Here is a 22,637-nt window from a genome sequence, read left to right on the forward strand (position 1 = left end):
TCTCGTGGACGGGCGCGGGGCAGGATGGCCGCGTGAAGGTCTCCGCGCGCTCCCAGGTGCCCCCGTTCGCCGTGATGGACATCGTCGCCGCCGCCAACGCCCGGCGGGCGGCGGGGCAGTCGGTGCTGAACCTGTGCGTCGGCGAGCCGTCGACCGGTGCGTCGGACGTCGTGCGCGAGCGTGCGGCGCAGCTGCTCGCCGGCGGCGACCTCGGCTACACCGAGGCGCTCGGCAGCCCGGCGCTGCGCGCGGCGATCGCCGGGCACTACCGGTCCTGGTACGGCGTGGACGTCGACCCGGCGCGCGTCGCGGTGACCACCGGGTCGTCGGGCGGGTTCATGCTCGCGTTCCTCGCGGCGTTCGACGTGGGCGACAGGGTCGCGCTCGCCCGGCCCGGGTACCCGGCGTACAAGAACATCCTGGCGTCGCTCGGCTGCGAGGTCGTCGAGCTGCCGTGCGGCCCGGAGACCCGCTACCAGCCGACGGTCGAGCAGCTCGAGGCGCTGGACCGCCCGGTCGACGGCCTGGTCGTGGCCGGACCGGCGAACCCCACCGGGACGCTGATCGACCGGGCGTCGCTCGACGGGCTCGCGGCGTGGTGCGCGGAGCACGGCGTCCGGCTCGTCTCCGACGAGATCTACCACGGCATCACCTACTCCGACGCCGTGGCCGCCGAGCCCGGGCCCGCCGGTGCACCCACCGCGGCGACCTCGCTGGGCAGCGGCACCGTGGTGGTCAACTCGTTCTCGAAGTTCTGGGCGATGACCGGCTGGCGGCTCGGCTGGCTGCTGCTGCCCGACGACCTCGCGGCGCCGGTGGACGCCCTCGCGGGCAACGTCGCGCTCTGCCCGCCGGCGCTCGCCCAGCACGCCGGCGTGGCCGCGTTCACGCCGGAGGGGTACGCCGCCGCCGAGGCCAACGTGGCGCAGTACGCGGCGTCCCGGCGGACCGTGCTCGACCGGCTCCCGGAGCTCGGCTGGTCCCGCGTCGCGCCCGCCGACGGCGCGTTCTACGTGTACGCGGACGTCTCGGCGTCGGGCCTGGACTCGCGCGCGTGGTGCGCCCGGCTGCTCGACGAGGCCGGCGTCGCGCTCACGCCCGGCACCGACTTCGACTCCGTGGACGGGCACGACTGGGTGCGGCTGTCGTTCGCGTCGGCGCCCGCCGTGGTCGCGGAGGCGGTGGACCGCGTCGCGGCCTGGCAGCGCACGCTGTAGCCGCGCCGGCCGCGCCGGCCGCGCGGGGCGCGTCGGGCGCGCAGGGCGGAGCGGTGGCAGCCGCGCGGGCGGTGCCGGCCGCACGGGGCGGTGCCGCGCCCGGTGGTGCCGCGCCCGGCGGGGCCGCCTCCGCCCGGAACCGCGCTGCGGGCCCGTTCGTTCGCGGGGGCAGGAGGCGTGCCCGGGCCGGGCGCGCACGGGCGAGGAGGACGACATGAGGTGTCCCACGGACGGGGCCGAGCTGGTGATGGCCGAGCGGCAGGGCGTCGAGATCGACTACTGCCCCTCGTGCCGGGGCATCTGGCTGGACCGCGGCGAGCTGGACAAGATCCTGGACCGCGCGGCCGGCGTGCCGGCCGGGGGTGCTCCGGACCCGGGCGCCGCGCCGGGTGCGATCCCCGCGCCCGGCGGCTTCCCGCCCGCGCCGGCGCCGGCGCCGGGCTACGACGGCTACCGCGAGCCCGGTTACCGGGACGGCGGCTACCGCGAGGGCGGCTACCGCGACGACCGGTACCGGGACGACCGGTACCGCGACGACCGCCGGTACGACGACCGCCGCGACCCGCGCTACCCGTACGGCAAGAAGAAGAAGCGCGAGTCCTGGCTGGGCGACCTGCTCGACTTCGACTGAGCGGTCGGACCGGGCCCCAGCGACGCCCGGGGGCCCGGCCGACGCGTCGAGTGCGGCGACCGGGCCCCGAGCAGGAGGTCGTGTCAGACCTTCGAGTAGTACTCCGGGCTCGCGATGATGCCGCCGATGACGGCTTCGAGGCGGGCGCCCCGCTGGATCGCCGTCACCCAGCTCTGGCGGCCGACGGGGTCGATGTGCCGTCCCAGCAGGTCGACGTAGTAGCCGTCCACGACGGTGGTCAGGTGCTCAGTCGAGTTCAGGAAGCCCATCGCGACGTGCTGCCGCGACGCGCCGGCGGCGAGCTCGCGGGTCCAGTACTGGACCTCCGCGGCAGCCGGGCTGCGGCCCAGCACGTGCTGGTAGAGCCGCGTCACCCACCCGGAGCCGGTCCGGCCGGCCTGGTTGTAGTACTCCGGCGAGGCGAGGAAACCGGACTCGATCTCCTGCACCGTGCTGCCCGCCTTCATCGCCCGGAGCCAGCCTGCGGCGCCGGCGCGGTCGGGGTTGCGGCCGAGGTAGGTCAGGTAGGCGCCCGCGATCATCCGGTTGCGGTACTCGTCCGAGCTCGTGATCGCGGCGGCGACCGCGGACCGGGGCGTGCCGGACAGGAGCGACCGGGACCAGCTCGTCAGGCCACCGGCGTCGGGAGCCCGCTGGAACAGGTGCTGGTAGACCTTGGTGACGTAGCGCTGGATCTTCACCGCCTCGCTCGACGGGCTGACCGTGATCCGTGCCGCCCCGCCCGTCGACGTCGTGGTGATGATCGCGTCCGCGCCGGGCACCTCCCAGGACTGGCCGACCGGGAGCGACGGGTTGGCGAACGGCGCCTGGGCGGGCTGCAGGTCGAGCAGGTAGCTGGTCGAGTACCAGTAGTGCGGGTCGGTCAGGACCAGGCGGGCCTGGACGCCGGCCCACTCGGGACGGTGCGCGGCGTCGTTGTCGACCGCCGGGCGGTAGTCCGTGTACACCGGGCCGAGGTCGGAGGACAGCTGGACGCCACGGTTCCCCGTGGTCTGGGACAGCGGCGCGAGGTCCACCGTCCGCTCGGCGAGGACGGGGCCGCTGATCGTGGTGACATCCGCCCAGCCGAGGGCGTGGGCGAAGCCGGAGCTGAGGCTGCCGGGCCGGTTCCAGTCCCGCCCCTGCCCCATCACGTCGGTGTCGTCGCCGTACTCCGTCACCTCGCACCTCGCGCCGTCCGACGTGAGTGGCACGCGCGCTCCGCCTGCTGCGGTGCACTCGAGCGTGTTCGCGTGGCCGAGACCGAAGTTGTGCCCGAGCTCGTGCGCGAGCACGTAGGTCTGCGTGGCGCCGTTGAGCCAGATCGCACCGCCGTTGATCGAGGCGAGGCCCGCGAAGCCGCAGTCGGCGTGCTCGGGGAACCAGACCGCGACGTGCCGGTTCGACGTCGGTGCGAGCCCGGTCTGGAGGACGACCTGGTCCATGATGAGGTCCACGTCGCACAGCGTCGGCCGCGTCACCGTGACCGCCGGTCGGACGGACGTCTGGATGTCGATCCGGTTGCTGCTCTGCCGCTGCCAGTAGGCCTCCGTCCCCGCGGCCGCGGTCTGCAGGTCGCCGGCGGGGACCGCGGCCGTGCTGCTCCACCGGACCGGCACGACGACGAGCTGGTGGACGCCGTCGACCAGACCGGCAGTCGGCAGGGAGGTCGGGTTCGCACCCGCGTCGGTCACCTCGACGGCCACGACCTGGGTCGCGGTGGACGCGGCGCCCTCCACGGTGGACACCGCCTCGATCGCCCCGGCCTCGTCGAGCCCGGCCGGCGCCTCGATCGTCACCGACACCGCCCCGCCAGCGGGCAGGCCCTCGGTGGGCGCGAGCTCGGCCCCGACAGTCGGCGCCTGCACGGCGGACAGGTCGATCATCGCGTCGCCGACCTCGGCGTACGCGGTCGTGACGGAGCCCTCCTCGAAGTGATCGCTCGCGGGGGCGAGGCGGTCTGACGTGCGGTACACGACCCGCCCGTCGACCTCGAACTCCTGGGTGGGCTCGTCGGCGAGCGCGGCGACCGGCGCCAGCAGGCCGAGGACGGCGGCGCCGGCCGCGGCGAGAGCGCCGCGGCGGCGTGCGCCGGGGTGGCGGGAGACGGTGGGACTCATGCGGGGTCCTCCTGGGGGCCCTCGGGCGGGACGGGACAGCCGGGCGGGTCGACCGTGCGCCGCCGCCTGTGCGCCTCGATGATGCTCCGGGCGGGGCCCGCGCGTGCGGCATTCGGCGCGGGCGACCCGGATGGCGCAGCGTCCCCATCGGCCACCGCGCCCGTCGCGTGAGCGACTGCCGATCGATGGCGGCCGGTCGGGTGACCTAGGGTCGGGCGCGTGGACGTGGCGGTGCTGGGAGCGACGGGTGACGTCGGGCGGCAGATCTGCGCGCAGCTCATCGAGCGGCGGGTGCTGCCGACGACCTCGCGGCTGCAGCTCGTCGGCCGGCCGGGCGGCGCCTCGGGGCGGGCCTCCTACGGCCTGCGCGCCGACCTGGTGGACGCGTACGACGAGCACGCGCCGCTGATCGACGTCGCGCTCGACCCGCAGGACGTCGTGGCCGACGTGGTGGTGCTCACCGCGGGCCGGACGGCGCCGGCCCGGGCGGGTGCCGTCGCGGACCGTGCGGCGCTCGCGGCCGAGAACCACGCGGTGTTCGAGTCCTACGCCCGCGCGATCGCCCGGCACGGGTCCGGCCACGAGGTGGTCGTCGTCGTGTCCAACCCGGTCGAGCTCGGCGTGGCCGTGGTGGCCCGCGAGCTCGGGCGGCACCGCGTGATCGGCATGGGCGCGTGGCTGGACACGCTCCGGTTCCGGCGGGAGGTCGCCGTCTCCCTCGGGGTGCGGCGGCACCGCGTCGGCGGGTTCGTCGCCGGTCAGCACGGGGACGACCTCGTGCCGCTGTGGTCCACGGTGCGGATCAGCGGCCTCGACCTGGACGAGCGGCGCCGGGCGGTCGCGGCCCTGCGCGGCGGGCGCACGCTCGACGGGTTCGCCGCCGAGATCGAGGGGGCCAAGGCGGACCTCGCCGGGCTCATGGCGGACGACGTGGCCGCGGCGTTCGACCTGATCGAGACGTGGCCGCCGGACCTGCGCGGCGTCTCCCGCCCCTGGCTCACGCACCAGAGCGGCGCGAAGACGGCCGCCGCGACCGCGAACGCGACGGTCGACCTCGTGGACACCGTGCTCGACGGGCGGGACATCGTCGTCGCCGGGCAGGTGGCGCTGGACGGCGAGGCCGCCGTCGCCGGGACGCCGCTGCGCGGGGTGCTCGGCGTGCCGGTCGTGCTGGGCCCGGAGGGGTGGACGCGGGTGCTGCTCGACGAGCCGGAGCCCGACGAGGCGCGCCGGCTCCTGGCCGCCGCGGGGCGGATCGACGCGATGCTCGCGCCGTGGGGCCTGCGGTCCGGGACGGAGGCGGCGCGGTGACCGCCGTGGGCCCGACCGCGCCCGAGGCCGCCGCGCCGGACGCCGCCGCGCCCGGCGCGGACCGCCGCTGGGTCGCGTTCGTCGCCGGGGCCGACGCGACCGGCACCCTCACCGCGGTCACGGGCGTGTTCTCGACGCGCGGCGTCTCGTTCGACTCGCTGACCACCGGCGACGTCGCCGACGGCGTCGGCCTCATCGTCGTCACGTTCACCGCGTCGGAGCGGCGGCAGCGGCTGCTCACCCGCACCGTGCGGCGGCTCGCCGCGGTGCGGTCCGCGGAGGTCCGCGCGGTCGACGACCCGGCGGTGCGCGCGGCGGCCGTGGTGCACCTGCCACGGGCGTCCGGGCCGTTCCTGCCGCCCGACGACGCCGCCGTGCGCTGGTCGGGCGACCCGGCCGCGGGCCAGCCGGTCCTGGTCGAGGGGCCGCTGCCCGACGTCGAGCGCGTGGTGGCGGCGGCGCGGGCCCGCGGCGCCGACTCGGCCGCGACGGTGGTGCTGCCGCTGCCGGCCGCGGAGTTCACGGAGCCGTAACAGCCGCGGACCGGACGGCGGGGACGAACCGCCCGCCGCCGCGGTTAGGCTGTGACCCACAACTCAACACGCTGCTCGAACCGCGGCGGGAGAGACCTCCCGCGCGACCGCCCCCGGCGGCCGCCGACGCGAGGCGCCGAAGGAGCAACCCTCCCCGGGAAACTCTCAGGCCCCCGTACCGCCGTGGCGAGGCAACTCTGGAAAGCGGCCGGCGCTCGCCGGCCCACCGACGGTGCAAGTCGGCGCGCCCCGGCCCTCGCGGCACGGCGGACCGGCAAAACTCTCAGGTCGTACGTCCGCGGATCGCGGCCGGCGGATGACAGAGCGGGGAGACGCGCACCACCCGCCCGTCCGCCCATGCACGCCCGACCGCCCGGAGCAGCCGCGTGACCCATCTCGAGGACCTCCCCACCGACGCCCGCACGACGGCCGCCGGGACCCCGCGCGCCGCCGCGCCCGCGGACCGCACGGACGCCGCGCGCGGGTTCGCCGACCGGCACGTCGGCCCCCGGCCCGGCGACGTCGCCGGCCTGATCGCGCACGTCGGCGACGGCTGGCCGAGCTTGGCCGCGCTGATCGACGCGGCCGTGCCGGCGAGCATCCGCACCGACCGCCCGCTCGCACTGCCCGAGGCCTGCGGCGAGTCCGAGGTGCTGGCCGCGCTGCGGACGATCGCGGACAAGAACACCGTGCTGACCCAGATGATCGGGCTCGGCTACCACGACACCGTGACGCCGCCGGTGATCCGCCGGAACGTCCTGGAGTCGCCCGCCTGGTACACCGCGTACACGCCGTACCAGCCGGAGATCTCCCAGGGCCGGCTCGAGGCGCTGCTGAACTTCCAGACCGTCGTCGCGGACCTCACGGCCCTGCCGGTCGCCAACGCGTCGCTGCTCGACGAGGCCACCGCGGTCGCCGAGGCGGTCGCGCTCATGCACCGCGCCGCCCGTGGCCGCACCGGCGTCGTCGTGCTGGACGCCGACTGCCTGCCGCAGACGCTCGCGGTCACGCTCGGCCGGGCCGAGGCCGCGGGGCTGGGCGTCCGGGTCGCGGACCTGTCCGCCGGGCTGCCCGACCTCGGCGACGAGCAGCTGGTCGGCCTGGTGCTGCAGGCGCCGGGCGCCTCCGGCCACGTCCGGGACCTCGCGCCGCTGATCGCCGCCGCGAAGGACGCGGGCGCGCTGGTCACGGTCGCCGCGGACCTGCTCTCGCTCACGCTGCTCACGCCGCCGGGGGAGCAGGGCGCGGACATCGCGGTCGGCTCGGCGCAGCGGTTCGGCGTCCCGCTGTTCTACGGCGGCCCGCACGCCGCGTACATGGCGGTGCGCACCGGGCTGGAGCGCTCGCTGCCGGGCCGTCTCGTCGGGGTGTCGATCGACGCCGACGGCGCTACCGCCTACCGCCTCGCGCTGCAGACCCGCGAGCAGCACATCCGGCGCGAGAAGGCGACCAGCAACATCTGCACGGCCCAGGCCCTGCTGGCGATCGTCGCCTCGATGTACGCGGTGTACCACGGCCCCGACGGCCTCCGGGAGATCGCCGAGCGGGTGCACGCGCGGGCCGTGGCGCTCGCGGACGGCCTGCGCGCGGGCGGGGTCGTGGTCGAGCACGCGCAGTTCTTCGACACCGTCCGCGCCGTGGTCCCGGGCCGGGCGCGCGCGGTGGTCGCCGCCGCCGCGGCCCGCGGGATCAACGTGTGGGCGGCGGACGACGACCACGTGCAGGTGACCTGCGACGAGGTGACGACCGAGGCGCACGTGGCCGAGGTGCTCGCCGCGTTCGCCGACGCCGACGCGGGCGCCCTCGCGACCGGCCCCGCCGACGGGCTCGACGCCCCGGCGATCCCGGTCGACCTGCGCCGGACGAGCGACTACCTCACGCACCCGGTGTTCCACCGGCACCGCTCCGAGACCGCGATGCTCCGCTACCTGCGCGCGCTGTCCGACAAGGACCTCGCGCTGGACCGGACGATGATCCCGCTGGGCTCCTGCACGATGAAGCTCAACGCGACGGTCGAGATGGAGGCCATCTCCTGGCCCGGGTTCGCCGGGCTGCACCCGTTCGTGCCGGCCGAGCAGGCCGCGGGCTACGCCGAGCTGATCGGCGACCTGACCGGCTGGCTCGCCGAGATCACCGGCTACGCCGCGGTGTCGGTGCAGCCGAACGCCGGCTCGCAGGGCGAGTTCGCCGGGCTGCTCGCGATCCGCGGCTACCACGAGGGCCGCCGAGCCGAGGCGCTCGCCGCGGGCGCGGCGCCGGAGGACGTGCCGGTGCGCGACCTCTGCCTCATCCCCGCCTCCGCTCACGGCACCAACGCCGCGTCGGCCGCGCTGGCCGGCATGCGGGTGGTGGTCGTCGCGACGGCCGAGGACGGCTCGGTGCAGCTGGACGACCTGCGGGCGAAGCTGGACCAGCACGGGCCGCAGGTGGCCGCGATCATGATCACCTACCCGTCGACGCACGGCGTCTACGAGGAGGACGTGCGCGAGGTCTGCGACCTGGTGCACGCCGCGGGCGGCCAGGTGTACATCGACGGCGCCAACCTCAACGCCCTGGTCGGCCTGGCCCGGCCGGGCGAGTTCGGCGGCGACGTGTCGCACCTCAACCTGCACAAGACGTTCTGCATCCCGCACGGCGGCGGCGGCCCGGGCGTCGGCCCGATCGGCGTCGCGGCGCACCTGGTGCCGTACCTGCCGGCGACCGACGCGGTGTGGACGGGCGACACCGGTCCGCTCGGCGGCGGCGCGGCGCCCGCCGTGTCGGCCGCGCCGTTCGGCTCGGCCGGCATCCTGCCCATCTCCTGGGCCTACGTCGCGCTGATGGGCGGCGACGGCCTGCGCCGCGCGACCGAGACCGCGGTGCTGTCCGCCAACTACCTCGCGTCGCGGCTGACGCCGCACTTCCCGGTGCTCTACACCGGCCCGGACGGGCTGGTCGCGCACGAGTGCATCCTCGACCTGCGCGCGATCACGAAGCAGACCGGCGTCACGGCCGAGGACGTGGCCAAGCGGCTGATGGACTACGGCTTCCACGCCCCGACGCTGTCGTTCCCGGTCGCCGGGACCCTCATGGTCGAGCCGACCGAGTCCGAGGACGTCGCCGAGCTCGACCGGTTCGTCGAGGCGATGGTCGCGATCCGCGCCGAGATCGACGCGGTCGCCGCCGGGCGCTGGGCCGTCGCCGAGTCGCCGCTGCGGAACGCCCCGCACACCGCGGCCTCGCTCGTGGCGGACGACTGGGACAAGCCCTACGGCCGCGAGCTCGCCGCCTACCCGGTCGCGGGCCTCCGCGCCGGCAAGTACTGGCCGCCGGTCCGGCGGATCGACGGCGCGCACGGGGACCGCAACCTCGTCTGCGCCTGCCCGCCCATCGAGGCCTACGCCGACGGAGCCGCGCTGTGACCGAGACGACCACCCCCGCCACCGACGACGCCACCGGCGCCGTGCTGTCCCCGCTGCACGCGGAGCACGTCGCGCTCGGCGCCACCATGACGCCGTTCGCCGGCTGGATGATGCCGCTGCGCTACGCCGGCGACCTGGCCGAGCACCAGGCGGTGCGCACCGCGGCCGGGCTGTTCGACCTGTCGCACATGGGCGAGCTGCACGTCGACGGCCCCGGCGCCGGCGCCGGGCTCGACCACGCGCTGGTCGGGAACATCTCCGGCCTCGCGGTCGGCCGCGCGCGGTACACGATGATCGTGCAGGAGGACGGCGGCATCCTGGACGACCTGATCGTGTACCGCCTGGCGGACGAGGCGTACCTGGTCGTCGCGAACGCCTCGAACGTCGCGGTCGTGTCCGGCGCGCTGGCGGAGCGGCTGGCGCCGTTCGACGCCTCGCTCACCGACCGGTCGCTCGAGACGGCGCTGATCGCGGTCCAGGGTCCCCGGTCCGCCGAGATCGTCGTCGGGCTCACCGACCCGGCGCACGCCGACGCGGTGCGGGACGTGCGGTACTACGCCGGCGTCCCCGCGACCGTCGGCGGCGTCGAGGCGCTCGTCGCCCGCACCGGCTACACCGGCGAGGACGGCTTCGAGCTGTTCGTGCCCGCCGCCGCCGCGCCGGGGCTGTGGCGCGACCTGCGGGCTGCCGGCGCCCCGCTCGGGCTGGTGCCCGCCGGGCTGTCCGCGCGGGACAGCCTCCGGCTGGAGGCGGGCATGCCGCTGTACGGCAACGAGCTCGACACCACGACCGCCCCGCACGACGCCGGCCTGGGCCGGGTGGTCCGCCTGGACAAGACGACCGCCGACGGCGAGCCGCTGCCGTTCGTGGGCCGCGCGGCCCTCGCGTCCCGGGCGCACGCCACGCCGTCGCGCGTGCTCGTCGGCCTGGTCGGCTCCGGCCGCCGCGCCGCGCGGCACGGCTACGAGGTGCTGACCTCCGCCGCGGACGACGCCGTGGTGGTCGGCCGCGTCACGTCCGGCGCGCCGTCGCCCACGCTGGGCACGCCGATCGCCATGGCGTACGTGACCCCCGAGGTCAGCGCCGAGGGCACCGAGCTGGCGGTCGACGTCCGCGGGCGCCGCGAGCCGGTCCGCGTGGTCGCGCTGCCGTTCTACCGTCGGCCCTGACGCCCCCGTCCCCCACCCCGCCGAGCGACCGCTCGCGACGACCCCCGGAGAGCACCCCATGAGCGACGTCCCCACGACCCTGCAGTACACCGCCGAGCACGAGTGGATCGACGGCGCCGAGCCGGCGACCGTCGGCATCACGAAGAACGCCGCCGACGCGCTCGGCGACATCGTCTACCTCGAGCTGCCGACCGTCGGGAGCGAGATCGCCGCGGGTGCGGTGGTGGGCGAGGTCGAGTCCACCAAGTCGGTGTCCGAGCTGTTCTCCCCGGTGTCCGGCACCGTCGTCGAGGTGAACCAGGCGGCGGTCGACGAGCCGTCGGTGGTGAACGCCGACCCGTACGGCGCCGGCTGGCTGTTCAAGGTCGACGTCACGGGCACCGGGCCCCTGCTGTCCGCCGACGAGTACGCGGCCACGATCACGGACTGAGACTCCCCCGGACGGGCGTTAGCCCGTTCGGGTGTTTCTGAGAATGCTCTCAGGGAATCGCTTGCCGCGTGATGACCTGGGCCTTCGCCCTAGCACACGGCCGATCCCCCGCGCATCCCTCCGACGCCCGCGAGAACGGGTGAGATCCCACTGCGATCACCGCGGCCACACTTGCCGATCAACACCGGTAGAGGCCGCCGGAGCACCCCAGCAGCCGGAACTCGCCACTCGCCAGACCGGAGGACAGCATGGCCACCCTGGAGATCGCCCCCACCGCGTCCACCAGCATCCTGGGTGAGCCGCTCACGACGCGTGAGCGGGTCGTCCTCGCCGAGCTGGCGGAGGACGTCACCCTCGAGGACATCGCGCGCAAGCTCTTCGTCACCCGCAACACGGTGAAGTCGCAGGTGCGCTCGGTGTACCGCAAGATCGGCGTCTCGACGCGGGCCGAGGCCGTCGCCTGGGCCCAGGCCGCCGGCATCCGCTGAGCCACCGCGCGCCCCCTCGCCGGGGCTCGACACCCAGGGCCGCGACCCGCCAGCACGGCGCGTCGCGGCCCTGCGTCGTCCGTGCCCGCGTCCGGGCGCGCTCGACCGAGGGCGCGGCGTGGCATATCGTTCGTCGATAACATCGATCATCGATATGCGAGGAGCCGACATGACGACGCGGACGCCGTGGTTCACCAGCCGGGCCGACCTGCTGTCCGTGCAGGTGGTGGGCGCCGCCGTGATCCTGTGGCAGGCCATCGGCCTGGTCGCCTCGGTGGCGCGGATCGCGCCGAACCGGGACGCGCCGGTGGACGTGATGGTCGCGGGCGCCCCGGTCGACCTCCCGCTGGGCCCGGACGGGGCACCGCTCGCGGCGACGGTCGACACGGCGACGCTGACGGTGTCCGACATGCCGGTGGCGACCCACGTGGCCGCGCTCGGTGCGGCGGTGGTACCGCCGCTGGCCACCATCGCCGTCACGATCTGCGTGCTGATGCTCTGCCGCCGGATGCTCGCCGGCCAGTTCTTCTCGGGGACGATCACGCGGCTCATCACGGCGGTGTCCCTGCTGGTCGCCGGCGGCTGGGTGGCCTGGTTCGGCTGCTCGGTCCTGGCCTCGAACGGCGTGCTCGCCCTGGTCGCCGACCGGTCGATCCTCGAGGAGATCACGTTCCAGGTGTCGTGGACGCCGGTGCTGACGTCCATGGCGATCGGGGCGCTGGCAGCGGCATTCCACGCCGGGGAGCGGCTGCAGCGGGACGCCGAGGGCCTCGTCTGATGCCACCGGAGGACGACGCCGGGCGGATCCACTGCCGGCTGGACGAGCTGCTCGCGGAGCGCGGCATGACGCTCGCTCGCCTCGCGGAGCTCGTCGGCGTGACCGTGGTGAACCTGTCGGTGCTCAAGAACGACCGCGCGCGGGCGATCCGGTTCTCGACGCTGACCGCCGTGTGCGACGTCCTCGGCTGCCAGGTCGGCGACCTGCTCGTCGTCGCGCCCCGCGGCTAGCCGGTCGCCGTCGCCCGCAGGACGTGCGCGGCGAGCTCCTGCGCCGTCGCCGTCGGCCGCCGGGACCGCGACCACACCATGCGCAGCGTGCGTGCCAGGTCCACCCCCGCGACGGGGACCCGGACCAGGTCGCCGCGCGCGAGCTCGTCCGCGACGGTCAGCCGGGACAGCGCGGCGGCGACCCCGCCGCCGCGCACCACGTTCTTCACCGCGGAGGTGGACCCCAGCTGGGCGGGTGAGCCTGCGAGCGGGTGCCCGGCCGCGGCCAGCGCCCGCTCCAGCACGGCGCGGGTGCCGGAGCCCGCCTCGCGGACCGCCAGCGGGGCGGCGGCGAGCTCGGCCGCCTCGACCGGACGCCGGCGCAGCGCCCACGGGTGGCCGGGTGCCACGACCACGACGAGCTCGTCGTCGCCGACCGCCCGGGCGTGCAGGCCGTCGGGGACCTCCGGGCCCTCGACGAAGCCGAGGTCGGCACGCCCGTGCAGCACGGCGTCGACCACGTCACGCGAGTTCGCCACGACGAGGTCGACCACCGCGGCCCCGGCGGGGAGCGTCGCGAGCCAGTCCGGCACCAGGTACTCCGCGATGCTCAGGCTCGCGGCGACCGCCACCCGCGCCCGGTTCGCGCCGCGCAGCACGGCGACCTCCCGCTCCAGCGCGTCCGACGCGGCCAGCACGTCGCGGCCGCGCGCGAGCAGCGCGGAGCCCGCGGGCGTCAGCCGGGTGCCGGACGCAGCCCGCGCCACCAGGGTCAGGCCCGTCTGCCGCTCGAGCCGGCGCAGGCCGGTGCTGACCGACGGCTGCGCGAGCCCGAGCGCGCGGGCGGCCCCTGACAGCGACCCGTGCGCGTCGACGGCGTCGAGCAGCTCGAGCGCGCCGAGGGGGATGCGCCGGGCCGTGTCCATAGCCTCAGGCTAGGGCCGCCGAGGCAGGTCGGCGTTCCGGGCCCCGGCGCGGGGGCCGCATGCTGGGGGCGTGCCCCCCGCCGACCCCGCCTCCGCCGCGCGCGCGGCGCGCCCGAGCGCACCGCGACCCCGCGGCCTGGACCGCGCGGTCCTGCCCGGGCTCGCCGCCGCGCTGCTCGTCGGCGCGGCCTGCCTCGGGCTCACGGGCCTCGTCCCGGTGCTGCCCGGCCTGCTGGTGGCGATCGTGGTCGGCGCCGTGGTGCGGTCCGCCGGGTGGCTGCCGGCGGTCCTCGAGCCCGGTCTGGCCTGGACCGGCCGGCACGTGCTCCGGGCCGGTGTCGTGCTGCTGGGCCTGCAGCTGTCGGTGGGGGACCTGCTCGGGCTCGGCGTGGGCGAGGCCGTCGTCCTGGTGGTCACCGTCGCGGCGACGTTCGCGGCGACGTGGTGGCTCGGGCCGCGCCTCGGCGTCGGGCGGCGGCTCACCCTGCTGGTCGCGACGGGCTTCTCGATCTGCGGCGCCTCCGCCGTCGCGGCCATGAGCCCCGTCGCTGACGCCGACGAGGACGAGGTCGCCACGGCGGTCGCGCTCGTCACGGTGTACGGCAGCGCCGCCCTCCTGGCGGTGCCGCTCGTCGCCGGCGTGCTCGGGCTGGGCGAGCGCACCGCCGGCCTCTGGGCCGGCCTGTCGGTGCACGAGGTCGCCCAGGTCGTGGCGGCTGCGGGGACCGTCTCGGCGGCGGCGCTGTCCGTGGCGGTGGTGGCGAAGCTGGCGCGGGTGGTCCTGCTGGCGCCGCTGGTGGCCGGGGCCGGGCTGGTGCGGCGGCGCTCCGGCGCGACCACGGGCGCGGGCAGCCCGCCCCTGGTGCCGCTGTTCGTGGTCGGGTTCCTGGCCGCCGTCGCCGTGCGGTCGGCCGGGCTGGTCCCCGACGCGGTGCTCCCCGCGGTGAAGCCGGTGACCACGGTGCTGCTCGGGGCGGCGATGGCGGCGCTCGGGACGCAGATCCACCTCGGGCGGCTGGTGCGCACCGGGGCGCGCCCGCTGGCCCTCGGCGCGGCGGCCACGGCGGTGGCGATGTCCGTGAGCCTGGCGGGGCTGCTCGCGATCGGGTGATGCCCGCGTCACGCGACCGTCACGCGCGCCTGGGACACTGGTGCCCGTGAGCCACCCCGTCCTCGTCGTCGCCGCCGCCCTGGTGGACGACCTCGCCGCCCCGGGCGCGCTGCTCGCCGCCCGCCGCCGGTCGCCGGTCAGCCTCGCGGGCCGGTGGGAGTTCCCCGGCGGGAAGGTCGAGCCGGGCGAGTCCCCGGAGGACGCCGTGCACCGGGAGATCCGGGAGGAGCTCGGCGTCGCGATGGAGCTGGGGGACGAGCTCGCCGGGCCCGACGACGGCGCGTGGCGACTCAGCGAGCGCTACGAGATGCGGCTCTGGCGCGCGCGCGTCACCGCCGGCGAGCCGCGCCCGCTGGTCGAGCACGACGAGCTGCGCTGGCTGCCGCGCGGGCAGTGGCTCACGGTGCCGTGGCTGGACGCGGACGTGCGCATCGTCGAGGCGCTCGCCGCAGCCACGGACCCCGCGGGGGCGGCGCCGCGCACGTCCTGACCTGCTTGTTCATCTCTCGGCGAACACGCCGGTCCTCGATCTGGCACTCGCCCCCGGCGAGTGCTAGAACATCTCTCGTAGCCCTCCTGGCGCGGCAGCGCCGGGGCAGCAGCGGTCCCGGACCGTCCGGACCGCCGTGACGCTTCGAGGAGGTGACGGGCTGTGGCTACGCGATTCGACCCGTTCCAGGAGATGGACCGGCTGATGAACCAGGTGCTGGGCCAGCAGCGCGCCTCGGCCACGATGCCGATGGACCTGTTCCGCTCCGGCGACCACTACGTCCTGAGCGTCGACCTGCCCGGCGCAGACCCGGGCTCGATCGACGTGAACGTCGACGACCGCACGCTCACCATCCGGGCGCAGCGCACCGCGCGCACCGAGGAGGGCGTGCAGTGGCTGGCGAAGGAGCGCCCGGTCGGCACCTACGCCCGGCAGCTCACCGTCGGCCGGGGGCTCGACCTGGACGCCATCACCGCGTCGTACGCGGACGGTGTGCTGTCCCTGACCATCCCGGTGGCCGAAGAGGCCAGGCCGCGCCGCATCGAGGTCAGCACCGGTGGGACGCCGGCGACCATCGAGGCGGGCGCCGACGCCGCTCCGCAGGAGCGTGCGAGCGCCTGACCGCGCGTCGCGGCCCGCACGACGGCCGCCCCGGTCCCCGCGTGGGGGACCGGGGCGGTCGTGCGCCCGGGGGCGTCAGGCGGTCGGCACCGCCAGCGACGCGCGGACCGTGCGGGTCGCCGCCAGCACGTGCTCGAGCGACGGCGTGACCTCGGCGTACCGGCGGGTCTTGAGGCCGCAGTCCGGGTTGACCCACAGCTGCGCCGGGTCGACGACCCGGACCGCCTCGGTCAGCAGCTCGGTGACCTCGGCCTCGCTCGGCACCCGCGGGGAGTGGATGTCGTAGACGCCCGGGCCGATCCCGCGCGGGTACCCCTCGGAGGCGATGTCGCCGAGGATCTCCATCTTCGACCGGGCGGCCTCGATGGAGGTCACGTCGGCGTCCAGGCCGTCGATCGCGCCGAAGATCTCGCCGAACTCCGAGTAGCACAGGTGGGTGTGGATCTGCGTGTCGGGCCGGACGCCGGCGGTCGCGAGCCGGAACGACCGCACCGACCAGTCGAGGTAGGCGTCGTGGTCGTCCGCGCGCAGCGGGAGCAGCTCGCGCAGGGCCGGCTCGTCGACCTGGACGATCGCGGTGCCCGCGGCCTCGAGGTCGGCGATCTCGTCCCGCAGCGCGAGCGCGACCTGGTTCGCGGTCTCGGACAGCGGCTGGTCGTCCCGCACGAACGACCACGCCAGGATCGTGACCGGGCCGGTGAGCATGCCCTTGACCGGCTTGGCCGTGAGCGACTGCGTGTAGGTGGTCCAGGGCACCGTGATCGGCGCCGGCCGGGAGACGTCGCCCCAGAGGATCGACGGGCGGGTGCAGCGCGAGCCGTACGACTGGACCCAGCCGTTGGCCGTCACCGCGAACCCGTCGAGGTTCTCGGCGAAGTACTGCACCATGTCGTTCCGCTCCGGCTCGCCGTGCACGAGCACGTCGAGGCCGATGCTCTCCTGCAGCTCGACGACGCGGCGGATCTCCGCCTTCATCTCGTCCTCGTACTGCTCGGCGGTGAGCTCGCCACGGCCGAACGCGGCGCGCGCGACCCGGATCTCCGGCGTCTGCGGGAACGACCCGATCGTCGTGGTGGGCAGCGCGGGCAGCTGCAGGCGCTCCGCCTGCGCGACCCGCCGCGCCTCGAAGTCGCCGCGGCGGAACGCGTCCGCGGCCAGGCCGGCGAGGCGCTCGCGGACCTCGGGGCGGACCACGCCGGGCGCCTCGGCGCGCGAGCGGCGCGCGTCGGCGGCGGCCAGCAGCTCGGCGTGCACGGCCTCGCGGCCCTCGGTCAGCCCGGTCGCCAGGGTGACGACCTCGGCGACCTTCTGGTCGGCGAACGCCAGCCAGGACCGCAGCGTCGGGTCGAGCTGCGGCTCGTCCTCGACGTCGTGCGGCACGTGGAACAGGGACGTCGAGGTGCCGACGGCGACCTGCCGGGCGCCCAGCCCCTCGAGCGACTCGAGCGAGCCGAGGGCGCCGTCGAGGTCCGCACGCCAGATGTTGTGGCCGTCGACCACGCCGCCGACCAGGACCTTCGACTCCAGCCCCGGGACCGGGCCGGCCGGGACCGGGCCGCGGACGAGGTCGACGGCCAGGCCCTCGACGTCGGTGCCGGCCAGCACCGGCAGCGCCTCGCGGAGGTCGCCGTACGGCGCCGCGACGAGGATCGCCGGGCGCTCCGCGGCGGGCAGGTCGGTGGCGAGCGCGCGGTACGCCTCGGCTGCGGCGGCGAGCAGCCGGTCGGCCGGGACGCCGGTCGAGTCGGACACGAGCGCGGGCTCGTCGAGCTGCACCCAGGTCGCGCCGGCGCGGGCCAGGTCGCGGAGCAGCTCGGCGTACACCGGCAGCACGTCCGCGAGCCGGTCGATGGGCAGGAAGCCCTCCGGCGAGCCCTCGGCGGCCTTGGCGAGCGCCAGGAACGTGACGGGGCCGACCAGGACCGGGCGGGTGAGCACGCCGTCCGCGAGGCCCTCGGCCAGCTCGCGCACCGGGCGGTCGCTGGCGTACCGGAACGGCGTCGCCGGCCCGATCTCCGGGACCAGGTAGTGGTAGTTCGAGTCGAACCACTTGGTCATCTCGAGCGGCAGGTCGTCGCCGCGGCCGCGGGCCACGGTCGAGTAGCCGGCGAGGTCCAGGCCGCCCTCGGCGGGCACCAGGTCGGCGAACCGCTCGGGCACGGCGCCGAGCACGGTCGCCGCGTCCAGCACCTGGTCGTAGAACGAGAACGCGCTCGGGATCGCGGGCAGCCGGGTGTCCAGGCCCAGCTCGGCCAGCCGGGTGCGGGTGCGGCGGCGCAGGTCGGCGGCGGTGGCCTCGACCTCCTCGGCGGATGCGCGCCCGGCCCAGAACGCCTCGAGGGCCTTCTTGAGCTCGCGGCGCGGCCCGATGCGGGGGTAGCCCAGGATCGTGCCGGCGGGGAACGGGTGGGTCAGGTCGGTCATCTCTCGCCTCAGCTGGTGGGGACAGGGGTCGGTGCGGTCGTGAGGACGCTCGTCGCGTCCACCGCGCCCGCGGGCACGGCGGACGGGACGCGCAGGTGCGCGCGCGGGGCGTCGCCGCCCAGGCCCGCGCCCTCGAGCAGGTCGAGGGCCGGGCCGTGCGCGTTGAACGTGTAGAGGTGGACGCCCGGGGCGCCGCCGTCGAGGACGGCGTCCACCAGGTCGACGCCGAGCCGGGTGCCCACGCGGTGCCGCCGGGCCCGGTCGTCGGGGTCCTCGGGGTCGAACGCGTCGAGCCGGGCGAGCAGATCCGTGGGCACCGGCACCCCGGTGAGCTGCTGCACGCGGCGCAGGCGGGCCGGGTCGGTGGTCGGGATGATGCCCGGCAGGATCGGGATGGTGACCCCGGCGTCCCGCGCCAGGGCGACCAGCTCCAGGTAGGAGCCCGCGTCGTAGAACACCTGGGTGATCGCGAAGTCCGCGCCGGCCTCCTGCTTCGCCAGCAGCGCGGCGACGTCCTGCTCGCGGGTGCTCCCCGCGCCGGCGTTGCCCCGGGGGAAGGCGGCGACCGCGACGGACAGGGGTCGCGTCGCGGCGCGGACCGCCTGCGCCGGGCTGCTCGCGCACCGCCGCCGCTCGACGTCCCGCAGCAGCTCCACGAGCGCGCTCGCGGTCGGCAGCCCGTCGGGGTGCGGCTCCCAGGAGCGGTCCGCCGGCGGGTCGCCGCGCAGCGCGAGGAACGACCGCACGCCCTCGTCGAGGAACTCCTCGACGGTCGCGGCCAGGTCCTCGCGCGAGCTGGCCACGCACGTCAGGTGGGCGATCGGCGTCAGCGACGTCTCGCGCAGCAGCCGCCGCACGAGCTGCCGGGTGGTGGTCCGGGTGCTGCCCGACGCGCCGTACGTCACGGAGACGAAGTCGGGGCGCGCGGTCGCGAGCTGCTGCACGGTCGACCACAGCCGCGGCGCCGCGTCCGGGTTCCGCGGCGGGAACAGCTCGAAGGACACGGTCGGGCGGTCCACGGCCCCGAGGCCGTCGGGCACGGCGGGCCCCGCGAGGTGCGCAGGTACGTCGTGACTGGTCATCGTCAGCTCCATCGAACCTGGCGGAAGCACCCACACCCTCGGTGCGGAGGGGGGTTGCTGCGACGTCGACGAGCCAGGTCTCTCGGTCGCTCTGGATGGTGCCGCCACAGTAGGACGGCCGTCGGCCCGCGGTCCACTGCCCCTGACGCGTCATCCACTCGTGGGTGCGGGCCGGTGCGCTCGCCGCGCGGCGCCCGCCCCGGCGTGCGAGTCTGCGGCGGGTGAGCCCCGTCGACCTGAGCACCAGCGCCCGCCCCGCCGACCGCGACCGCCTGGACGTGCGCGCGCTGGCGGGCGGGGCCGCGGCCGGGGCGGAGGTGCTGGGGGAGCACCGCGCCGTGCTGGGCGAGCGACCGGTCTGGGACGACCGCGACGGGACGCTCGTGTGGGTCGACATCGACGGGCGCGCGGTGCACCGGTGGGCGGGCGGCGACCCCGCCCGCGACGCGGTGCTGAGCGCGACGTCCCCGGTGAGCGTCGCGTGGCCCGCGGCGTCCGGCGGGCTGCTGCTCGCGACCGCCGACGGCCTGGCGGTGCACGACGGGACCCGGCTCGGTCCGGCCACCCGGCCGGAGGGCATGCCGGCGGACTACCGGTTCAACGACGGGGGCTGCGACCCGGCGGGGCGGTTCTGGGTCGCGACCCAGCCGCGCGACGGGTCGGCGGGCGCCGGCGTCGTGCACCGCGTGGTGGCGGGCGCGGGCGGCCTCGAGGTGACCACCCCGATCACCGGGGTGGGGCTGGGCAACGGGATCGTGTGGAGCCCGGACGGCGCGACGATGTACCTGACGGACACCGACGCGAAGGTGCTGTACCGGCTGCCGTACGACGTGGCCACCGGCACCGCGGGGGAGCCCGAGCCGTTCCTGGCGTTCGCCGAGGACGGCCCCGGCCCGGACGGCACCGCCGTGGACGCGGACGGCGGTCTGTGGGTCGGGGTGTACGGGGGCGGCTGCGTGCTGCGGTTCGCGGCCGACGGGACGCCGGCCGGCGCCTGGTCGGTGCCGGCCCCGCAGGTCACCTGCCCGGGGTTCGGCCCCGCGGGGTCGGGCGACCTGTACGTGACGACGGCGTCGTCGGGCGGCTCGGGGACGGGCGGCGACGCGCTGCCCGGACCGTCGTCCGAGGAGGACCGGCTGGGCGGGGCGGTCGTGCGACTGCGGGTGGACGTGGACGGGCTGCCGGTGACGGAGTTCGCGGACGCCTGAGGGGGTCGTCCCCGCTCCCCGCTACCCCGCGGCTCGCCGCGCACCCTGCGACGCACGCGCTCACGGCGCGGCGCGCGCCAGGACGACGGGGCAGTCGGCCAGGTGGTCGTCGACGATCCCGCACGCCTGCATCGCCGCGTACGCGGTGACCGGGCCGACGAAGCGGAACCCGTGCCGCTTGAGCTCCTTCGCCAGCGCGGTCGACGCCGGGGTCGACGCGGGGACGTCGGCGAACGTGCGGGCGCGGTCGCGCGGGTCGTCTGGTCCGGGCGTCGCCGACCAGAACAGCGCGTCGAGGGAGCCGCCGGCGCCGTGCAGGTCGAGCAGCGCCCGGGCGTTGGCGATCGCGGCGGTGATCTTCGCGCGGTTCCGGATGATCCGCGTGTCCGCCATGAGCCGCTCGACGTCGCCCTCGTCGTAGCCGGCCACGACCGCGGGGTCGAACCCGTCGAACGCGGCGCGGAACCCGTCCCGGCGGCGCAGGATCGTGATCCAGGCGAGCCCGGACTGGAACGCCTCGAGGGTCATCCGCTCGTACAGCTCGCGCTCGCCGTGCACCGGCCGGCCCCACTCCTCGTCGTGGTAGCGCTCGTACAGCGGGTCGCCGTCGCCGAAGCAGCGGCGGCCGGGCGGCCGGTCACCCGCCGTGGCGGCGGACACCGGGTGGGCCACCGGGTCGCCGGCGGGGCGGTCGGGGGCGGTCGGGTCCGCGCTGCTCGTCATGCCGACCACTCTGCCGCAGCCGTCCGACACCCGTCGGCCGTCCTCCACAGCCCGCACGCCCCCGGTGGCTGTGGACGACGAGCACCGCCGACCCGGCTCCGTGTCCGCATCCTGGGCGGAACTTGTCTAGCTCGTGAGACGGCGTAAGGTCGCCCGAGCGCTGGAGCACCGACCGTCCTGCGAGCCGACCGCGAGCCGACCCCCGACGTCCCGGTGGCCCGCGCACCCGGATCGTCGAGGAGCCGCCACCCATGTCAGCCACTGCACCCACCGCCACGCCGCCGGCGCCGTCCCGGCCGCTGAACTCGCCGTCCCGCGTCATCGCGGCGAGCCTCGTGGGCACCACCATCGAGTTCTACGACTTCTACGTGTACGCGACGGCCGCGGTCCTCGTGTTCCCGAAGCTGTTCTTCCCCACCGGCAACGACACCACGGCGCTGCTCGCGTCGTTCGCGGTGTTCGGCGCGGCGATGGTCGCCCGACCGATCGGCGCCATCTTCTTCGGCCACCTCGGCGACCGCCGCGGCCGCAAGACCACGCTCGTGTACTCGCTGCTGACCATGGGCGTCGCGACGTTCCTCATCGGCGCGCTGCCGACGTTCGGCCAGGTGGGCGTGGGCGCCACGGTCGCGCTGCTGGTGCTGCGCCTCGCGCAGGGCTTCGCGCTCGGCGGCGAGTGGTCCGGGGCGGCGCTGGTCGCGACGGAGAACGCGCCGGCCGGGAAGCGCGCCTGGTACGGCACGTTCCCGCAGCTCGGTGCGCCGCTCGGCTTCATCATCGCCAACGGCATCTTCCTGATCATCAACGGCGTGCTCGGCGAGGGCTCGGACGCGTTCATGTCCTGGGGCTGGCGCGTGCCGTTCCTGTTCTCCGCCGTCATGGTGATGGTCGGCCTGTGGGTCCGGCTGAAGCTGGTCGAGTCCGAGGCGTTCACGACCGCCGAGAAGAAGGGCACGCTCACCAAGCTGCCGCTCGGCACGACGCTCAAGTTCCACTGGCGCGAGACCCTGCTCGGCACGTTCATCATGCTGGCGACGTACGTGCTGTTCTACCTGATGACGAACTTCACGCTGACCTTCGGCACCCGCGCGGTGTCGCCGGAGGACGGCGAGCCCGGCGGCCTCGGCATCCCGTACGTGCACTTCGTGCTGATGCAGATCCTGGGCGTGGTGTTCTTCGGGATCTTCACGATGCTGTCCGGCCCGCTGGCCGACCGGCTCGGCCGCCGGCGCCTGCTCATCGGCGTGACGTCCGCGATCATCGTGTTCGGCTTCACCTTCCCGCTGTTCCTCACGGTGCGCGACGACCTGGTGTTCACCGGTGCGCTGACCCAGGCGTTCCTGGTGTTCGGCTTCCTGCTGATGGGCGCCACGTTCGGCCCGATGGGCGCGCTGCTGCCGGAGCTGTTCCCGACCAACGTCCGGTACACGGGCTCGGCGGTCGCGTACAACGTGTCGTCGATCCTCGGTGCGGCGCTCGCCCCGATCGTGGCGCTCGCGCTGTGGGCCGCGGCGGACGGCGGCACCTGGCTGGTCGGCGTGTACCTGTCGGCCATGGGCGTGCTGACGCTGGTCGCGCTGCTCCTGTCGAAGGAGACGAAGGACCGGGACTACGCGCGCTCCTCGCACGAGGGCTGATCCGGGGCCGGCAGCCGCCGGCGACGCCATGAGGCCGCCACCCCGCCACGGGGTGGCGGCCTCGTGCTGGGCCCGCGGTCGCCGTGAGGAGTTGGGCGGATGACTTGGTCGTGCGACCAAATCGCCGC

Annotated in this window: 20 protein-coding genes and 2 riboswitches; of the genes, 15 read left to right on the forward strand and 5 right to left on the reverse strand. The window is 75.9% G+C overall.

Annotated elements, in window-relative coordinates:
• Positions 1 to 32: 32 nt before the first annotated feature.
• Together Cpa01nite_RS01175 and Cpa01nite_RS01180 are read left to right on the forward strand one after the other, a co-directional pair.
• Positions 33 to 1,217 (forward strand): pyridoxal phosphate-dependent aminotransferase, encoded by a 1,185-nt coding sequence (locus Cpa01nite_RS01175; protein WP_203666886.1) that lies wholly within the window; start codon positions 33 to 35, stop codon positions 1,215 to 1,217.
• Positions 1,218 to 1,431: 214 nt separating this feature from the next.
• Complete coding sequence (locus Cpa01nite_RS01180) at positions 1,432 to 1,848, forward strand: TFIIB-type zinc ribbon-containing protein (RefSeq protein ID WP_203666887.1); 417 nt, start codon at positions 1,432 to 1,434, stop codon at positions 1,846 to 1,848.
• 83 nt (positions 1,849 to 1,931) lie between these two features.
• Here the strand turns inward: Cpa01nite_RS01180 and Cpa01nite_RS01185 are convergent, their stop codons facing one another.
• Positions 1,932 to 3,968 carry a DUF4214 domain-containing protein gene (locus Cpa01nite_RS01185; RefSeq protein WP_203666888.1) on the reverse strand — a complete coding sequence of 679 codons (2,037 nt, stop codon included), beginning with the start codon at positions 3,966 to 3,968 and terminating at the stop codon, positions 1,932 to 1,934.
• A 219-nt stretch (positions 3,969 to 4,187) separates the two neighbouring features.
• Between Cpa01nite_RS01185 and Cpa01nite_RS01190 the strand changes: the two genes are divergently transcribed.
• The 8 genes from Cpa01nite_RS01190 to Cpa01nite_RS01225 all read left to right on the forward strand — a co-directional run bounded on the left by Cpa01nite_RS01190 (position 4,188) and on the right by Cpa01nite_RS01225 (position 12,308).
• Positions 4,188 to 5,279: a lactate/malate family dehydrogenase gene (locus tag Cpa01nite_RS01190; protein ID WP_203666889.1), complete on the forward strand. Its 1,092-nt coding sequence runs from the start codon at positions 4,188 to 4,190 to the stop codon at positions 5,277 to 5,279.
• The gene (locus Cpa01nite_RS01195; protein WP_203666890.1) at positions 5,276 to 5,812 is read left to right on the forward strand and encodes an ACT domain-containing protein; all 537 of its coding nucleotides are present in this window, start codon (positions 5,276 to 5,278) and stop codon (positions 5,810 to 5,812) included. The genes Cpa01nite_RS01190 and Cpa01nite_RS01195 overlap by 4 nt, the downstream gene beginning before the upstream one ends.
• Before the next feature lie 76 nt (positions 5,813 to 5,888).
• Positions 5,889 to 6,003: riboswitch (glycine riboswitch) on the forward strand.
• A gap of 195 nt (positions 6,004 to 6,198) precedes the next feature.
• Positions 6,199 to 9,213 (forward strand): aminomethyl-transferring glycine dehydrogenase, encoded by a 3,015-nt coding sequence (gene gcvP, locus Cpa01nite_RS01200; RefSeq protein ID WP_203666891.1) that lies wholly within the window; start codon positions 6,199 to 6,201, stop codon positions 9,211 to 9,213.
• Positions 9,210 to 10,382 (forward strand): glycine cleavage system aminomethyltransferase GcvT, encoded by a 1,173-nt coding sequence (gene gcvT / locus Cpa01nite_RS01205; protein WP_275406181.1) that lies wholly within the window; start codon positions 9,210 to 9,212, stop codon positions 10,380 to 10,382. The genes gcvP and gcvT overlap by 4 nt, the downstream gene beginning before the upstream one ends.
• Positions 10,383 to 10,440: 58 nt before the next feature.
• Complete coding sequence (gene gcvH, locus Cpa01nite_RS01210) at positions 10,441 to 10,812, forward strand: glycine cleavage system protein GcvH (RefSeq protein ID WP_203666892.1); 372 nt, start codon at positions 10,441 to 10,443, stop codon at positions 10,810 to 10,812.
• 248 nt (positions 10,813 to 11,060) lie between these two features.
• Positions 11,061 to 11,300, forward strand: a complete 240-nt coding sequence (locus Cpa01nite_RS01215) for a helix-turn-helix domain-containing protein (RefSeq protein ID WP_203666893.1) — start codon at positions 11,061 to 11,063, stop codon at positions 11,298 to 11,300.
• Positions 11,301 to 11,469: 169 nt separating this feature from the next.
• Positions 11,470 to 12,078 carry a hypothetical protein gene (locus Cpa01nite_RS01220; protein ID WP_203666894.1) on the forward strand — a complete coding sequence of 203 codons (609 nt, stop codon included), beginning with the start codon at positions 11,470 to 11,472 and terminating at the stop codon, positions 12,076 to 12,078.
• The gene (locus Cpa01nite_RS01225; RefSeq protein WP_203666895.1) at positions 12,078 to 12,308 is read left to right on the forward strand and encodes a helix-turn-helix domain-containing protein; all 231 of its coding nucleotides are present in this window, start codon (positions 12,078 to 12,080) and stop codon (positions 12,306 to 12,308) included. The genes Cpa01nite_RS01220 and Cpa01nite_RS01225 overlap by 1 nt, the downstream gene beginning before the upstream one ends.
• Here Cpa01nite_RS01225 and Cpa01nite_RS01230 read toward each other — a convergent pair.
• Positions 12,305 to 13,213, reverse strand: coding sequence for a LysR family transcriptional regulator (locus tag Cpa01nite_RS01230; RefSeq protein ID WP_203666896.1), 909 nt, complete (start codon positions 13,211 to 13,213; stop codon positions 12,305 to 12,307). The two genes, Cpa01nite_RS01225 and Cpa01nite_RS01230, sit on opposite strands and share 4 nt — an antisense overlap.
• 70 nt (positions 13,214 to 13,283) lie before the next feature.
• Between Cpa01nite_RS01230 and Cpa01nite_RS01235 the strand changes: the two genes are divergently transcribed.
• The 3 genes from Cpa01nite_RS01235 to Cpa01nite_RS01245 all read left to right on the forward strand — a co-directional run bounded on the left by Cpa01nite_RS01235 (position 13,284) and on the right by Cpa01nite_RS01245 (position 15,435).
• Positions 13,284 to 14,324, forward strand: coding sequence for a YeiH family protein (locus Cpa01nite_RS01235; protein WP_203666897.1), 1,041 nt, complete (start codon positions 13,284 to 13,286; stop codon positions 14,322 to 14,324).
• Positions 14,325 to 14,370: 46 nt separating this feature from the next.
• Positions 14,371 to 14,814: a (deoxy)nucleoside triphosphate pyrophosphohydrolase gene (locus Cpa01nite_RS01240; RefSeq protein ID WP_203666898.1), complete on the forward strand. Its 444-nt coding sequence runs from the start codon at positions 14,371 to 14,373 to the stop codon at positions 14,812 to 14,814.
• Positions 14,815 to 14,976: 162 nt separating this feature from the next.
• A complete protein-coding gene (locus Cpa01nite_RS01245) occupies positions 14,977 to 15,435 on the forward strand; it encodes an Hsp20/alpha crystallin family protein (protein WP_203666899.1) in 459 nt (152 codons plus the stop codon).
• A gap of 75 nt (positions 15,436 to 15,510) precedes the next feature.
• Here the strand turns inward: Cpa01nite_RS01245 and metE are convergent, their stop codons facing one another.
• Both metE and Cpa01nite_RS01255 read right to left on the reverse strand, forming a co-directional pair.
• Positions 15,511 to 17,859 (reverse strand): 5-methyltetrahydropteroyltriglutamate--homocysteine S-methyltransferase, encoded by a 2,349-nt coding sequence (metE, locus tag Cpa01nite_RS01250; protein WP_203666900.1) that lies wholly within the window; start codon positions 17,857 to 17,859, stop codon positions 15,511 to 15,513.
• A gap of 8 nt (positions 17,860 to 17,867) precedes the next feature.
• Entirely contained in the window at positions 17,868 to 18,941 is a 1,074-nt protein-coding gene (locus tag Cpa01nite_RS01255; RefSeq protein ID WP_239068431.1) for a methylenetetrahydrofolate reductase, read from the reverse strand.
• Positions 18,942 to 18,946: 5 nt separating this feature from the next.
• Positions 18,947 to 19,043: riboswitch (SAM riboswitch) on the reverse strand.
• A 119-nt stretch (positions 19,044 to 19,162) separates the two neighbouring features.
• On the opposite strand from Cpa01nite_RS01255, the gene Cpa01nite_RS01260 reads away from it, so the two are divergent.
• Positions 19,163 to 20,149 (forward strand): SMP-30/gluconolactonase/LRE family protein, encoded by a 987-nt coding sequence (locus Cpa01nite_RS01260; RefSeq protein WP_203666902.1) that lies wholly within the window; start codon positions 19,163 to 19,165, stop codon positions 20,147 to 20,149.
• A gap of 60 nt (positions 20,150 to 20,209) precedes the next feature.
• Here the strand turns inward: Cpa01nite_RS01260 and Cpa01nite_RS01265 are convergent, their stop codons facing one another.
• Positions 20,210 to 20,872, reverse strand: a complete 663-nt coding sequence (locus Cpa01nite_RS01265) for a DNA-3-methyladenine glycosylase I (protein WP_203666903.1) — start codon at positions 20,870 to 20,872, stop codon at positions 20,210 to 20,212.
• A 251-nt stretch (positions 20,873 to 21,123) separates the two neighbouring features.
• On the opposite strand from Cpa01nite_RS01265, the gene Cpa01nite_RS01270 reads away from it, so the two are divergent.
• A complete protein-coding gene (locus tag Cpa01nite_RS01270; protein WP_203666904.1) occupies positions 21,124 to 22,509 on the forward strand; it encodes an MFS transporter in 1,386 nt (461 codons plus the stop codon).
• The last annotated feature ends 128 nt before the right edge of the window (positions 22,510 to 22,637 follow it).

The sequence above is a fragment of the Cellulomonas pakistanensis genome (assembly GCF_016862755.1).
Lineage (GTDB): Bacteria > Actinomycetota > Actinomycetes > Actinomycetales > Cellulomonadaceae > Cellulomonas > Cellulomonas pakistanensis.

Excerpts from the sequence above, each read along its gene's own strand:
- Cpa01nite_RS01180 (WP_203666887.1), top strand. The coding sequence starts at position 1,432 with ATGAGGTGTCCCACGGACGGGGCCGAGCTGGTGATGGCCGAGCGGCAG.
- Cpa01nite_RS01185 (WP_203666888.1), bottom strand. The coding sequence starts at position 3,968 with ATGAGTCCCACCGTCTCCCGCCACCCCGGCGCACGCCGCCGCGGCGCT.
- gcvH (WP_203666892.1), top strand. The coding sequence starts at position 10,441 with ATGAGCGACGTCCCCACGACCCTGCAGTACACCGCCGAGCACGAGTGG.
- Cpa01nite_RS01215 (WP_203666893.1), top strand. The coding sequence starts at position 11,061 with ATGGCCACCCTGGAGATCGCCCCCACCGCGTCCACCAGCATCCTGGGT.
- Cpa01nite_RS01220 (WP_203666894.1), top strand. The coding sequence starts at position 11,470 with ATGACGACGCGGACGCCGTGGTTCACCAGCCGGGCCGACCTGCTGTCC.
- Cpa01nite_RS01225 (WP_203666895.1), top strand. The coding sequence starts at position 12,078 with ATGCCACCGGAGGACGACGCCGGGCGGATCCACTGCCGGCTGGACGAG.
- Cpa01nite_RS01230 (WP_203666896.1), bottom strand. The coding sequence starts at position 13,213 with ATGGACACGGCCCGGCGCATCCCCCTCGGCGCGCTCGAGCTGCTCGAC.
- metE (WP_203666900.1), bottom strand. The coding sequence starts at position 17,859 with ATGACCGACCTGACCCACCCGTTCCCCGCCGGCACGATCCTGGGCTAC.
- Cpa01nite_RS01255 (WP_239068431.1), bottom strand. The coding sequence starts at position 18,941 with ATGACCAGTCACGACGTACCTGCGCACCTCGCGGGGCCCGCCGTGCCC.
- Cpa01nite_RS01265 (WP_203666903.1), bottom strand. The coding sequence starts at position 20,872 with ATGACGAGCAGCGCGGACCCGACCGCCCCCGACCGCCCCGCCGGCGAC.
- Cpa01nite_RS01270 (WP_203666904.1), top strand. The coding sequence starts at position 21,124 with ATGTCAGCCACTGCACCCACCGCCACGCCGCCGGCGCCGTCCCGGCCG.